General features: G+C 48.9%; 13 protein-coding genes. All 13 read right to left on the bottom strand.

Features of this window, described 5'->3' with window-relative positions:
- Nucleotides 1-35: 35 nt before the first annotated feature.
- The gene (locus H1R82_RS10680; RefSeq protein ID WP_181732605.1) at nt 36-1,619 is read right to left on the bottom strand and encodes a DEAD/DEAH box helicase; all 1,584 of its coding nucleotides are present in this window, start codon (nt 1,617-1,619) and stop codon (nt 36-38) included.
- Nucleotides 1,616-2,872 carry a competence/damage-inducible protein A gene (locus H1R82_RS10675; protein WP_181732606.1) on the bottom strand — a complete coding sequence of 419 codons (1,257 nt, stop codon included), beginning with the start codon at nt 2,870-2,872 and terminating at the stop codon, nt 1,616-1,618. The genes H1R82_RS10680 and H1R82_RS10675 overlap by 4 nt, the downstream gene beginning before the upstream one ends.
- Nucleotides 2,873-2,911: 39 nt before the next feature.
- A complete protein-coding gene (pgsA, locus tag H1R82_RS10670; RefSeq protein WP_037996897.1) occupies nt 2,912-3,496 on the bottom strand; it encodes a CDP-diacylglycerol--glycerol-3-phosphate 3-phosphatidyltransferase in 585 nt (194 codons plus the stop codon).
- Between the two features lie 400 nt (nt 3,497-3,896).
- Nucleotides 3,897-4,721, bottom strand: coding sequence for a helix-turn-helix domain-containing protein (locus H1R82_RS10665; RefSeq protein ID WP_181732607.1), 825 nt, complete (start codon nt 4,719-4,721; stop codon nt 3,897-3,899).
- A gap of 117 nt (nt 4,722-4,838) precedes the next feature.
- Entirely contained in the window at nt 4,839-6,242 is a 1,404-nt protein-coding gene (locus tag H1R82_RS10660) for a helix-turn-helix domain-containing protein (protein WP_181732608.1), read from the bottom strand.
- A 503-nt stretch (nt 6,243-6,745) separates the two neighbouring features.
- A complete protein-coding gene (locus H1R82_RS10655) occupies nt 6,746-7,336 on the bottom strand; it encodes a helix-turn-helix domain-containing protein (RefSeq protein WP_309544822.1) in 591 nt (196 codons plus the stop codon).
- 37 nt (nt 7,337-7,373) lie between these two features.
- Nucleotides 7,374-8,561: a helix-turn-helix domain-containing protein gene (locus H1R82_RS10650; protein ID WP_181732610.1), complete on the bottom strand. Its 1,188-nt coding sequence runs from the start codon at nt 8,559-8,561 to the stop codon at nt 7,374-7,376.
- Between the two features lie 38 nt (nt 8,562-8,599).
- The gene (locus tag H1R82_RS10645) at nt 8,600-9,361 is read right to left on the bottom strand and encodes a DUF3388 domain-containing protein (protein ID WP_181732611.1); all 762 of its coding nucleotides are present in this window, start codon (nt 9,359-9,361) and stop codon (nt 8,600-8,602) included.
- 165 nt (nt 9,362-9,526) lie between these two features.
- Nucleotides 9,527-9,781 (bottom strand): DUF3243 domain-containing protein, encoded by a 255-nt coding sequence (locus H1R82_RS10640; protein ID WP_181732612.1) that lies wholly within the window; start codon nt 9,779-9,781, stop codon nt 9,527-9,529.
- Between the two features lie 63 nt (nt 9,782-9,844).
- Nucleotides 9,845-10,594, bottom strand: a complete 750-nt coding sequence (gene ymfI / locus H1R82_RS10635) for an elongation factor P 5-aminopentanone reductase (RefSeq protein ID WP_181732613.1) — start codon at nt 10,592-10,594, stop codon at nt 9,845-9,847.
- A gap of 73 nt (nt 10,595-10,667) precedes the next feature.
- The gene (yfmH, locus tag H1R82_RS10630; protein ID WP_181732614.1) at nt 10,668-11,963 is read right to left on the bottom strand and encodes an EF-P 5-aminopentanol modification-associated protein YfmH; all 1,296 of its coding nucleotides are present in this window, start codon (nt 11,961-11,963) and stop codon (nt 10,668-10,670) included.
- A complete protein-coding gene (gene yfmF, locus H1R82_RS10625; protein WP_232334008.1) occupies nt 11,944-13,248 on the bottom strand; it encodes an EF-P 5-aminopentanol modification-associated protein YfmF in 1,305 nt (434 codons plus the stop codon). Before yfmF ends, yfmH begins: the two co-directional genes overlap by 20 nt.
- Nucleotides 13,249-13,371: 123 nt before the next feature.
- Nucleotides 13,372-14,867, bottom strand: a 1,496-nt coding sequence (locus H1R82_RS10620) for a DNA translocase FtsK (RefSeq protein WP_181821662.1), incomplete at its 5' end; no start/stop codon positions are given.

The following is a 14,867-nucleotide window of genomic DNA, read 5'->3' as shown; positions in this document are numbered from 1 at the left end:
CCACAAAGTAAGAGCTCTTTCAGGTTTTCCGCCCTTTATGAACGGTTGCGGGGACGGGCCGGTTCCATATTAACCCGGGAACCGTTGATTTTGGATTGCCGGAACGCCTCATAAACAAAAGGCGCGACTTCCTCCGGAACCTCCACAAAAGAAAAGCGGTCGTATATGTTGATTTTCCCCACTTGCCTCAAGCTGATCCCCGCATTTTCCGAAATCGCTTTGGCCAATTCCTGCGGATGCAAATTGGCATTACGCCCCACATTGATAAAAAAGCGGACCATTCCGGGCGCTGCCCCCGTTTCCCCGAAATGGTAAGTGGTGTCAATGCTCTTGACAAACCGGTCGGAAAAAGCAAGATACAACGAAGCCGCCACCACTTTTTCCATGGAAAATTTCTTCGACAACTCCCCGGTCATTTCCTCAAACAACGTCATATCCACATCGGAACGGATGGTATTTTCAATCTGCGCCATCCAGCTTTCTTGCTGTTTCGCCGCGACCTCTTCCAACGTGGGCAGTTCCCGGGCCTTCAATTTGGTGCCCGTTTCCTGTTCAATCGTGCGAAGCTGTTTCATTTCCCTGGGGGTGACCAGCGTGAGCGCCACCCCTTTGCGTCCGGCCCTGCCCGTTCTTCCAATCCGGTGCACGTAACTTTCCACATCTTGAGGGATGTCGTAATTGATTACATGGGACACGCTACCCACATCAATGCCGCGGGCGGCCACATCGGTCGCCACCAAAAGTTCGATTTCTCCGTTCCGGAAGGATTGCATCACGCGATCCCGCTGTTGCTGGGCCAGATCCCCGTGCAGTCCGCCGGCCAGGTAGCCCCGCCCCTGCAAGGAATCCGTCAATTCATCCACGCCTTTTTTCGTACGGCAAAAAATAATCGCCAAATCCACTTCTTCACTGTCAAGAATCCGGCACAAGGCATCCACCTTGTAACTGTCCAACACGCGATAATAAATCTGGCGGATCACCGGCACCGTCACTTCTCCCCGGTTGACGGTGATGTACTTCGGCTTGCGCATATACTTTTTCGCCAATTGGCGAATGGCCGAAGGCATGGTGGCCGAAAAAAGCAACAATTGATGATGTTTCGGCATAAAACGGAACACTTGCTCAATGTCATCAATAAATCCCATGTCCAGCATTTCATCTGCTTCATCCAACACCACGGTTTCAACATGGGAAGAATCGATCGTGCCGCGTCTCAAATGGTCCAACAGCCGGCCGGGAGTCCCGATCACCACATGAACCCCTTGTTGTAAAGCCTTGATTTGGCGCCCGATCGATTGCCCTCCATACACCGGCAATGTTTTCACCCGTTTTTTGCGCCCGATCTTCCGCAATTCTTCCGACACTTGAATCGCCAGCTCACGGGTCGGGGCCAAAATGATGCTTTGGACATGCGGCTGCTTCGGATCCACCCGCTCCAAAATGGGAATACCGAATGCTGCGGTTTTTCCGGTTCCGGTCTGCGCCTGCCCGATGACATCTTCCCCCCGGAGCACGGCCGGAATACACTCCGCCTGGATCGGAGAAGGTTCTTCAAATCCGACATCGTGTATTCCGTTTAATATTTCATGGCTTAATTGAAACTGATCAAAACGATTCATCTTGTTGTTTCACCTTTCTTTAAACATTGCTCAAGAACAAATAAGGCATGATTCGCCGCCAAAAGCTGAATACGCCTGCGCGATCCTTTCAAAGCGAACTGATAAACCCGCACCGGCTGTCCTTTTTCGGCCAATCCGATATATACCGTTCCCACCGGCTTTCCTTCCGCCGGATCCGGCCCGGCGACCCCGGTGACCCCGAGTGCAAAATCCGAATCAAAACATTCCAACGTGTTTCGGGCCATGAGTTCTGCCGTTTGTGCACTGATTGCACCATATTCATTCAAATATTCTGCCGGCACCGAGGCAATTTTTTCTTTGACTTCATTGGTATAGGTCACCCACCCGCCTTTGAACGCCCGGCTGCTTCCCGGCACGGAAGTCAGCAGATGAGCCAATTTTCCGCCGGTGCAACTTTCCGCCACCGCCACTGTTTTCTGATGGCGAATCAATCCGGCCACAACCACTTCTTCCAGCGTCTCACCCTGTTCGCTGTAACAATATTCCCCGATCCGGGTTAAAACTTTCGCTTTTTGCCGGTCAATCAGCTGACGGGCCTCCGCTTCATCCGGCGCCCAAGCCGTGATTCTCAACATAACCCCCGATTCTTTGGCATAGGTGGCCAAAACGGGGTTGTCCTGTTGCCGGATCAAATCGGCAATCTTCTCCTCCAAAAGCGATTCGCCCAATCCAAAAAAAGAAAGGGATTCCGCAAGAATCACTTGCCCCTCCTGAATCACTTCACGCAGAAGGAAAGGACGTACCTGCTTCTCAAACATCGGCACCAATTCCCCCGGAGGCCCCGGCAACAAAACATAAGTGATCCCGTCCACCTGCAGAGCCAGACCGGGAGCTGTTCCATGATGGTTTTGGAAAACAACACCGCCGGAAAAAACATAAGTCTGCTTGTAATTATTTGCGGGGACCACCTTCATCCGTCCTTCAAAATACTTCTCCAGACGGCGTTTCACCTCCGGATCCTCAACCAACGGAACCCCCGTCACTTCCGAAACGGTTTCTTTGGTCAAGTCATCCATGGTGGGCCCCAGCCCGCCACACAGGAAAATCAACTGTGATCGCGTGCGTGCGAGTGAAATCACGTCATGCAGCTTTTGTGCATCATCCCCGACCGATGTGTGAAATTGAACATCAATCCCCAATGAATGGAGTTCCCGGGACAAATAAGAAGAATGCAAATCCACCGTTTCTCCCGCCAACAATTCAGAACCAACCGTAATGATTTCTGATTGCATTTTATCTTTCCTTTCTCTTTAGCCGAATCCCGGACGACACTACTGTGTATTGGTCAATGAAACGATCTTGCGGTTTTTGTAAAAGTAATCCACTCCGGAAATGACCGTGATGATCACGGCCAGCCAGGTAGCGATCATGGAAAACGGAAATGAAATCGTTGAGAACGGAACATTGTTGAGCATTAATGAAACAATCGCCACAATTTGTATGATGGTCTTTAGTTTTCCCAACGGACTGGCAGCAATCACATGACCTTCGGTGACCGCAATCATCCGGAGGCCGGTCACGGCAAATTCCCGGCTGATGATCACAATGGCCATCCACGCCTCCAGGCGCTGCAATTCCACCAATGAGATCAAAGCCGTTGTCACCAACAGTTTATCAGCCAACGGATCAAGAAATTTCCCCAAATTGGTCACCATTTTTTTCCGTCTTGCTATGTATCCATCCACCCCGTCCGTGACGGCAGCCAAAATAAAAATAAACGTGGCGATCAATTCGCCCGCGGTCAACTTCGCCGCTCCCACATGGATTTCTCCGATGTCAAAGCGAAACAACAAAAAGATCATCACAATGGGGACTAAAAAAATACGAGCCAATGTAATCTTGTTGGCCAGGTTCATCCTATCCAACCTCCCTGGCAATAACCATTTTGATGTAAATTTTCATCCATATTCACACAAATCATCATGAATACAGGAAGAGGATTTTCAAAGCCCCGTACGCACGGGAGCAGCGGAAACACCGCGCCATTCATTTCCGGGCCGGCCTTTGAAGCTTTCTTCATTTCCGGCGTTTCGCATTTTCCAGGAAGGGAATGCCGTCGCTCTTGCTCGGTACCATCTTTTAAAGCCGTTATCCGGCTTTTTGTCCATCAACTTTATTTTTCTAGTATAAACGCATCCATCCTTTAATATTAAACCCATACCTTCCTCGTTTAATTCTTTCGTAAGTATAAACCAAGCATCTGACGCGTGTCAAAAAAAGCAGAGAGGAAGAGGGATCCTCTCTGCTGAACCGCTTTTATTCATCATCCGTGCTTTCTTTCTTTTTGAATTGGTACAATGAAACTTGCTGCTGTAAAGAGGTGTCAATATAAACCCCGTTGACATAAAGTTTGACATAATGGGGATGATCGACCCGCAAAGAAATCCACTCCGGATCGGAAAATTCTTCCGTCTGGTTCGGGGACAATGCTTTGGAAGCAATCACTTCCCCCGTGGGTCCCCCCGAACGGACCTGAATCTCTGTTGATTTGTCCGCCACCACTTTCACCGTCACCTTTTCGGCTTTGGAAACACCGTACACATCGCCTTGTTCACCTTTCTCAGCCGGTTGAATCAATTCCACCTGCGGACGCTCTTTGGGCTCCGGTTTGGCATCCGCCGTTTCCGCTTGCGGTTCCTCAAGCTGAACGGTTTCCGCGTCGGATGAATCCTGATCGAGAACCAGCCATGTAACCACACCGGCTGCGATCAACAAAACGGCGATGGAAGAAACCCAGAGGACACCCGGCCACTTGGCAAGCCACTTCTTTTTTTGCCCGGATGATTCTTGTGTGCGGCTGCTCCGGGACGGAAGCGTGGTGGCCGGCCGGGACTCTTCGGGATGCTCTTCTTGTTCCCACTTTTTATATGCATCCAACATCGGCTTTGCATCGATTTCCAACAATTTTGAATACCTGCGGATAAACCCCCTCACATAAAGAGGGTCCGGAAGCCCGGAAAATTCAGCATTTTCCAAAGCTGCAAGATATTTTTCATCAATCCGGGTTTTTTCCGCTGCTTCTTTCAAACTCAGCTGCTTCTGTTCCCTGGCCTTTTTTAATTCTTCAAAAGGCTTGGACATCTGCCGTGTCCCTCCCGTAGATTGTTCTGTTCAATTCTAACTTATACAGTATAGCCCAGAAGAATATGAACGTCAAAAAAGCAAGTGCCGGGTAAGCACTTGCTTCCAAAAAAAAAATCAATCCACTCTGCGAACGTGAATATACCGAGCCGATTTCACGACTTGTCCGTTCACGTAAACAATCGCATCTTCCGGAGCGCTCAATCCGACATAAAAGTCCGGATTGCCTTCATATGTATATTTGTAGCTCCATTTTTCGTCCTTGGGCAACGTCACATCTTTGATCAAATGGTCACTCCCGCCCTCGGAAGGAAGATCGGTTCTGAGCTCAACCCGCGATTTTCCACCGGCGGCATGAACCATCACCACGATTTGATCGGTATCCTGGAGACGATAGTGCACCACATTCACATCTTGTTGCGCCAATTGCAATTTTCCTTTTTTCTCAGGCGGAATCTCAAGCATTTGGTCATTGGCGGTTTGTGCAGTCGAATTGGAATCCGGTTGGGTGTCATCCCCTGTAAAAGACAAAATCGCCCATCCCAGAGGAATACACAAAATCAGACCTGCCACCGCCATGGCAATGGGGCTTTTGAGATTCAAACCGGATATTTTGAAAGATCTCCGGCTTTTGGACGCACTGCGACTTAAGCGTTCAACGCGACTCAACCGTTGACGCTCCCCTTCTTTTGTCTTCGATTCGTTTTCCAAGTCATCCGGCAAAACCGATGGAATCGGGACATCGTTTAAATCCAGCTTTTTCATCGCACCCGTCACCCGGGGCACCGGTCCGGAATTTCGGGTTGCCTGATCCGAAACCCGGGTCAACGGCCCGGACACACGCGGCACCTTTCCGGTGTTTGAAAGCAACAAACTTTGGTTCGGCCTGGTTTGTCCGTGGTTTTTCCGTGAAACCGTCGGATACAATTCTTTTTTCGGACTGATTCCGCCAACGTTCCCCTGAGCCGTCTGGTCTTTATCCTTATTCAGAATGCCCGCTTGCTGATAACCCATGTCCCGGCGCGCTTTCACCTGATCGCTCACCCGGTTGATCATGGTCTTGGAAGCCGTCAGCGCCGTTTGGGCATTGATCCGGCCCTTGTTCTGGTTACTCATCGGCAATGTTCTCATGCGCGTTGTGTTTTGCTGCGTCGATTGGCTTGGATTGACGGCAGGCATTTTGCCCGTCAACTGGTATTTTTCAAGCGGCGGCAACTTTTGCGTCTGCTGATTTTGATTAAGATCATTCGGATTGACCGCTTTATGTACCCCGGTTAATCTCTCCGCTTGTTCCATCTTTCGGTACTGACGCAAAATATGATGCGGTTCGATTTTTACGCAGTTGGCATAAGAACGCAGATATGTCCGCACATAAAAAGGGCTCGGCAATTTATCAAATTCACCATTTTCGATCGCAATTAAAAATGATTTTTGGATCTTTGTTTTTTCTTGCAATTCTTCGAGGGACATTCCAATCGCTTCTCGGGCTTGTCGAAGATATGAGCCAATTTCGACAGACACCCCAGCCACCTCCTGAAAGGCTGTTTGAACAATACGCTTTTGACAACAAAAGACATGCTGCTCAGCAACCCGTTAAATTATCGGTTTTCTCATGGTGTTCGCTGTTTTCCCAGCACTTTTCGATTGGTTGTAAACATTTTTATCGATAGTTGAAACACCGTCTTCTATCATACTCTTTACCGAAATCAAAATCTATTTCTTTTCTTTGAAACAACATCCCATAAACAAAAAAGAGCCTGAGAGTTGTTGTAAATATATATAAAAAAACAATGATCTTGACGGCGCTGTATAGAAACAACAATTTGTTTCAAGCATACCATGGTCTCCGAAATGTGTCAAAAACGCCTTCTTCTGCAGTCCCTCTTGACGCCATCCGAAATTAAATCTTTTTTTAAAAACCGTCAATTTTTCCGCTGAAAAACTCCGGTTAAAATTCAATATATTCTGATATTTCAAAAGACAGGGGTCCCCGGCCTGTCCAATCCGGGAAACCGCCTTTTTGATCAGGCATTGCTCCATCGGAACCATAAAAAACAAATGGTTGCAATCACCAATAAAATTGCACCCGATAATAAAAAATACGAGTAAATTTTATCAAAAACGGACGTTTTCTTTTTGGAAGCCTGCCGGCGACTCCGGCGGCTGTACTCACCTTCGCCGGATTCCGCCTCCATCCCCTCTCTCTCCGATCGGCGGTACACCTGCCTTTGAGGGGGATAATCCTCCTGCTGCGGATCATCCGGTTTCGTATGAGATTGTGAACGTCCGTAGCCGTTTGACCGGCGGCGGGACCGGGACAGCTCTCCGCCATTTCCCTGCCCGTCCGGAAGATTTCTCCGGACCGCTGGTTCCCTGCGCGTGGTCCTTTCTTGTGCCCGTTGCAACCAATTTAACATCCGTTGCGGATTTTCCCCCACTACCGTTGCATATGCCCGGACACAGGAACGAACATACGCAGGATTGGGGTGAAACTGAAACCTCCCCTGTTCCATCGCCAACAATTCCCTTTTGGAAATTCTGGTCCTTCTCTCCACTTCTTCCAAAGTCAAGCCCGACGCCTCACGCGCCCTTCTCAATCTCCTCCCGATTTCCACGGACAACGAAGCACCCTCCCCAAACTAACTTCACGGCTTACTGAACTTTCACCACGTAACTTTTTTCAGCATCTTGAGCATCTGTATTGATTTGTTGATCATTAACAAGGATTTCTACATTAGATGGCGTTCCCAACCGGAACCAAATATAGTTTTTTCCGGCTGTATCCAGTGTGACTTCTTGCCCCACACGCAATGTCAATTTTTGGGGCTGATCTTTCGGTGTCGGAGCATACAAAACCGTTGATTCCCCGCTTCTCCCTTTTAACACAACATTTAATTTATCGACATTTTTGATCAAAAACTCTTGTCCGACATAAGGATCCGAAGATTCTTCCCCTTCCTCCAAGGTGGGCGAATTTTGCGAAGCTGCATTGACATCCTCCATTTGCCCGTTTCCGGAAGGAAATTCCATTGCATTGCGTTTTTCGGGCTGGGAAGTCTGATGATCATGGAGATAAACATACACTCCTCCGCTTAACAATAACAAAGCACCGACAACCATGGCAATCATCGTATGTTTTTTCTTTTTGACATTTTCTTTTTTCTCTTTCATTTGTTTTTTTTTCAATTCCATGGCAACCCGGCGCGGTGTTAACAGATGCTGTTGCGTGGCTTCAAGCGGAGGCAGAGACAGCGTCGTTTGAGGTACGGGTGTTTGGGTTGACGGTTCCGGGTTTTTCGTTGGTTGCAGTCCGGCCGGTTGTTCCGGGGCTTTCGGCACTTCCGGAACCGGCGGAAGCTGATTTTGCTGATTTTCCGGACGAAAATTCAATCCGGGATTCGGCGCAGAAGACAAAGATTTTTTGGCCGGTTCAGGCTCCGGGTTGATTGGCTGACGGAACGGACTTCCGCCCAACAGCCCGTTCGGTCTCGGACTTTGCGCTTGTCCTTTCGGAGGAAGAAATTTTCCGCTTGGTTTCGGCAACATTTGTGTCCGGGATGCCGGTTTGGGGGGCGTGAAGGCTTTGGACTGTTCCTGATTGGGACGCATTTTCATCAGCTTGTCAAAATGGTCCAACAATGGTTTTGTATCCACACCGAGGCTTTTCGCGTAGGTTCTCAAAAAAGCCTTGGCATAAAAAGGGCTTGGCAGCAAATCAAAACGGTCATTTTCCAGCGCATGCAAATATTTTATGTGAATATTCGTGATTCTGTTTACTTCTTCCAGAGAATACCCCCGTTGCTGCCGGACCTGTTTCAAATAGTCTCCAATCCCCGACATTTTTGATCCCTCCCCTTGCAGCAAAGCTTTTGCCACGTTTAAAATCCATGATTTTCATCCAATCGGTCATACGAAATCACTTCATCCGGATGATTCCGCAATTCAATGATGTAATCAAAATCATCCAAAGTATACTCTGTTTCCCTGATGAACACATCCGGATGTTCAATCACTTTGGTTGCGTCCATGCGCAAAATTTCCCGGACCAGCATGTCATGGCGTTCGGTCGAGCGGAGCGTGGAAACGATCCCGTCAATAATATACACGTTTTGGCCTGAAAGTTCATCCTGGGCCAATTGGCTGCGGACCGTCTGTTTTAACAATGTGGACGAAACAAATGTCCAACGCTTATTGGCACAAACACTGGCAGCCACCACAGACTCGGTTTTCCCGACCCTGGGCATGCCCCGGATGCCAATTAACTGAGCCCCTTCTTTTTTAAAAAGATGTGCCATGAAATCCACCAAAAGCCCCAGCTCTTCCCTTGTGAATCGATACGTTCTTTCATCGGCCACACACCGTTCCAGGTAACGGCCGTGTCTGACCGCCATCCGGTCCACCAGTTGAGGAGGGCGCAAAGCAGTAATGGTGATGTTATCAACTCTTGTCAAAATTTCCCTTAACGCCTCAATCTTTTCTTTATCATCGGTACGGAGCAGTAATCCCCGCCGGTTTTTCTCCACACCGTTAATCGTGACGATATTGATGGTAAGCATCCCCAATATGGACGCCAAATCCCCCATCAGTCCGGGGCGGTTTTTATGAATCTGATATTCCAGATACCATTCCTGGTGATCCATGACAACACCCCACCCTCTCCCGTTTCAAACGCTAAATTCAAAAGATTAATATGTTAATTAGTATAGCATAACCGCAAAGTGCCAAAAAAGTATTACATTGAGAATTAGATTTATCAAAAAAATAAAACACCCGTTTTTGGGTGTTTTAAAATAAAAAACAAACATTCATCTTTTTCCATCGTTCACCATTTTGACCATTAAATTGGCGATCGTTTGTTGTTCGTTTTCGTCCGCCACACTCCAAAGATCTTTCAAAAGACGTTCCTGGGTGTTTTGCGGATCCACATCCTTGGCCAGATAATCCCCCAGTTGATGGGCCAAATCTTTGATGTCCTGGTCACTCATTCCCAGCTGGCGGGCTTGGTCCACGCGGTTATGCAAAAACTCTTTCCAATCCTGAAAGTTGTCCAAAACAGACATTTCTTTTTCCTCCTTTGATCTGATACATGGATCTACTTCTAATATGAATCGAATGATTTCTTTTTATGTATACCAACCGCCATTGACAGCAAAGACTTGACCGGTGATATAGGAAGCTTGGGGGAGACATAAAAAAGCAGCCAGCGACGCCACTTCCTCCGGGCTCCCCAAACGGCCGGCCGGGATGTCCTCCGCCAGCGAATGTTTTTCCTCCCCGGGCAATTGCCGGTCCAACAAAGGAGTGTCAATGGCTCCGGGCGCAATGACATTCACCGTGATGCCGCTTGGCGCCACTTCTTTGGCCAGGGCCTTGGCCATGCTGATTTGCGCTCCCTTGGCAGCGGAATACAACACTTCCCCCGCACCGCCGGTCTGCCCCCATATGGAGGAGACCAAAATGATCCGCCCGTCTTTTTTCCGGATCATGCGGGGAAGCGCGGTTTGCGCCAGATAAAAAGCGCCCCGGACATGAACATCCATCAGCATTTCATAGTCATGATCCGAAAAATCCTGAATCAATCCCCATTTGGATGTTCCGGCCGCATGAATCACGATATCCGGCGGAGACAGATACATGGAAATTTGCCGGTAAACCTCAGCGACGGAGGAACGGGTCCTTAAATCCACCGGAAAGGCAAAAGCTAAGACCCCTTTTTCTTTGCATTCCCCGGCAACTTTTTGCGCTTCCTCCCGCCGGGAAAAATAACCGGCGGCAATATTTGCACCCAATCCGGCCAGTTTGATGCAAATGTCCCGCCCGATTCCCCCACTGCCACCAAGGATCCAAGCGGTTTTTCCTTTTAACGCTTGCATATTTTCCATCCTTTCAAACAAAAGCGCCCTTTTGAACAAGGACGCTTTCACGGTTATTTGGTGATTGGTGACTTTAATCCCGGGACGGCCGCACGATGGAAACGGCAAACCGGTCCCACTGCATGTGTTCCTGCATGCGCCGGTTCACTTCCTCCAACGTCAAAGCCTCCAGACACGGAACCAGGTCAAATAAATCGGCATCATGGAACCGGTAACCGGTAAATTGGTTGGCGATCCATTCCGGGGAATTCAAATAGCGCAGATTCGCACCGATCTTCTTTTTGCGGATCCGTTCAAAAGTGTCTTGGTCCAGTCCCTTTTCGATCAAAGGCGGCAATTCTTTTTTGATCCGCTGAAGCAATTGGTCGGGATCGGGGGTATCCCCTCCGATCATGGACAGCCCGAATCCCCGGTCCAGGGTGTAGTCCGTCCCGAAACCGTCATCGATCAATCCGTCGTCATACAGGGATTGGTACAAGTTGGAAGCCGGGCCGAGCAATGCTTCCAAGACGATCTGGGTGGCCATTTCCTGTTTGAGAAACTCGTTTCCCTTTACGTTCACCTTGTCCGCTTTTTCTTTGAATCCAAACATGCATTTGGAAATTCCGACACTCAGCTCGATTTCCTTGACGGGTTCGGCCACTTCCTCAGGCTCATCCGGGAAAAAGCGTTCGATCTCCGGCTGGTCCGGGAAAGACTTGTTCTGTTGGTTTTCTTTCACCAGTCGGATGATGGCCTCCGGATCCACCGGCCCGACGATGAACAAGACCATGTTGTTCGGATGGTAAAAGGTTTCATAGCAAGTGTACAACAAGTCTTTGGTGATCTTTGATATGGACTCCACGGTTCCGGCGATGTCGATTTTAACGGGGTGATGGTGATACATGGCTTCAAACAAGCCAAAATAAACACGCCAGTCCGGGTTGTCATCGTACATCCGGATTTCCTGCCCGATGATCCCTTTTTCTTTCTCCACATTTTGCTCCGTAAAATACGGCGATTGCACAAAATCAAGCAAGGTTGTCAGGTTTTTTTCCACCTGGCCCGTGCTGGAAAACAAATAAGCTGTCCGGGTGAAGCTGGTAAACGCATTGGCTGAAGCCCCCTGCCGCGAAAACTCCTGGAACACGTCTTCCCCCGATGCCTGCTCAAACATTTTATGTTCCAAAAAGTGCGCAATGCCGTCGGGAACCTCGTGCTTTTCTTTCCCCCTTACCCGGAAAGTGTTGTCAATGGATCCGTATTTGGTTGTAAACGTGGCATAAGTTTTAAAGAAATTCTTTTTCGGCAGGACATAAACACTCAAGCCGTTGGTTAGCTCTTCAAAGAACAGAGATTCCTGAATTTGATCAAACTCCACTTTTTGCATGTTCATTCCCTCCCCGGTCCCGTAAAAAATAAATCACATCCAACCGGATTTTCTCCGCTATTTTTTGCACGTCTTCCTTTTGCACCGCATTCACTTGCTCCAATAATATTTCCAGCGGCAAATCTTTTCCGTTCAAGACGGATTGGTAATGGAATTGGATCATCTCATAAGACCGGTCCATTTGAGAGCGCAACTGGTTGGACAATGTCGCCTTGGTCTGCTCCAGTTCCTGATCGCTGATGTTTCCTTGCCGGATTTCCTCCAACTGCTCTTTGATGATTTGAACCGCTTGGTCATAGTTGGCGATTTCAATCCCGGATTGAATGAGCAACAGGCCTTTATGGCTTTCCAATCGGGAAGAACAATAGTACGCGAGGCTCGCTTTTTCACGCACATTTCTGAACAGCTTGGAATGCGGAAAGCCGCCCAGAATGCCGTTATACATCATGAGCGCCGGATAATCCGGATCTTTTATCGTGGTTTGGGTCCGGCAACCGATGTTCAGTTTCCCTTGATTGACATTCATCCGTTCGATCACGACCCGTTCTTCCTTCACCGGACGGGAAGCCGTTTGGGTCTGTACCGTTTTCCGCGTTTTACCCGCAATGGACGAAAATTCTTTTTCAAGCAATTTCAACACTTCGTCCGCCGATACATTACCCACGCAATAAAAATCCACCGGGCATTCGGACAAAACCTCTTGATAATATGTATACAACGATGACGGGTCAATGGTTGGCAAGTCTTCGAGGCGTCCGTGGTTAAACAACGCATACGGCTCTCCCTGACACATGGCTTCGATCATGCGTTGGGATGCATAGCGGATTTTATCGTCCTTTAAGCTCTCGATTTTCTGTTTTAAATTTTTCTTTTCCGCTTCCACATAGGAAGATTTGAATGCTTGATTTTCCAACGCCGGCTTTAATAACACCTCGCTGAAAAACCGGATCCCTTCCGCAAGGAGCAAAGGGGATTCCTTCAGATATTGTTCATTGGCCAGTTCCATGCCAAATTGCATGATATGCCGTTCTCCCCGCTTGAATACATCCCCGAACAAAATGGCCCCATACAACTCATCCAATTTCTGACGGAAAGAGAGGGTGGTCAGATGGGACTGTGTCCCCCTCTGCAACACTTGAGGGAGCAATGCGGTTTTGGTTACGGTTTCCGGGGACAACTCCTGTTGAATAAATGCCATCAGCGTCGTGGTTTTAAACTTTTCGCTGTTACAAACATGGACACGAATATTCCCGATCGAGCCTGTTTCAAACTGAGCAAAACCCAAATTATTCACCTCTTTTTCATCAAGTCAATTACCCCTATTATAGACGAATCCGGCACCGGTTAGAAATGTTCACCATTTATTATGATCGTCTGTCCGACAAAAAAATTCTTTTCTCTGAAAAGCTCATTTCACGGCTTCTTTTTTCCTCTCCCCGGTTTCATTGTCAAGCGATGAAACCAACACTTCGCGGGGCTTGCTCCCTTCATACGGGCCGACAATCCCTTTGGCCTCCAGCATGTCAATCAGGCGGGCCGCCCTGGTATAACCGATCCGCAACCGGCGCTGCAACAAAGACACGGAGGCCGTTTGCGCTTCAATGACCAGTTTTTTCGCTTGCGGGAACAATTCGTCGTCGACGGATGATTTATTTTTGTCAGGGGATTTGGGAATCATTTCTTCCTGATAATCCGGTTCTTGTTGTTCCTTGACAAACTTCACCACCCGCTCCACTTCTTCATCCGAAAGGAATGCCCCTTGGATCCGGATCGGCTTGGATGCCCCCGTCGGCAAATACAACATATCCCCGCGTCCGAGCAATTTCTCGGCTCCCCCCATGTCCAGGATGGTGCGGGAATCGGCCTGCGATGAAACGGCAAAAGCAATCCGGGTCGGGATATTGGACTTGATCACGCCGGTGATCACATCGACCGACGGACGCTGGGTGGCGATGATCAAATGAATCCCGGCAGCCCTGGCCATCTGCGCCAGCCGGCAAATCGAATCTTCCACATCGGCCGGGGCGACCATCATCAAATCCGCCAACTCATCCACAATGACAACGATGTAAGGAAGGGGGGCTGTCTCTTCCAATCCTTTTTCTTTCACCAATTGATTGAAGCGTTCAATGTCGCGGGCCCCGTGCTTGGCAAACAATTCATAGCGTTTTTCCATTTCCGCCACCACTTTTTTCAATGCCACGGCCGCTTTGCGCGGTTCCGTGACCACCGGGATCAATAAATGGGGAATTCCGTTGTATGCATTGAGTTCAACCATTTTGGGATCAATCATCATCAATTTCACTTCGTCCGGACGCGCTTTGTACAACAGGCTGACAATGATCCCGTTGATGCAAACACTTTTTCCCGATCCGGTTGCCCCCGCCACCAACAGATGAGGCATCTTGGCCAGATTATCCACGATGGGTTTGCCGTACACATCCCGCCCCAGGGCAATGCTCAACTTGGATTGCGATCCCAAATATTCCGCACTCTCCAACACATCTCTTAACCCCACCAGCGCGACTTTGGAATTGGGGATTTCGATCCCGACCGCCGATTTTCCCGGGATCGGGGCTTCAATCCGGATATCTTTGGCCGCCAGCGCCAGGGCAATGTCATCCGCCAGGTTGACAATCCGGCTCACCTTTACCCCTTTTTCCGGACGGATTTCATAACGGGTGACAGCCGGTCCCCGGTGTATTTCCCCCACCGTTGCTTTGACTCCGAAGCTTTCCAGTTTGTCCTGCAGGGTTTGCGCTTTTTCATGGACGTTTTCCTGCTCCCGGCCCTGCCTTTTCTTTGTCGGATTTAACAGGGTGGCCGGCGGCAAGACATAATGATCCATCTTTTGTTGCGATTGAAAATGAACTTCGATCGGCTCACCGGAACCTTCATCCGGTT

The sequence above is a fragment of the Thermoactinomyces intermedius genome (assembly GCF_013912365.1).
GTDB classification, from domain to species: Bacteria; Bacillota; Bacilli; order Thermoactinomycetales; family Thermoactinomycetaceae; genus Thermoactinomyces; species Thermoactinomyces intermedius.
Note: the sequence above shows the minus strand (reverse complement) of the source record. Positions and strands in the feature narration are given on the sequence as shown.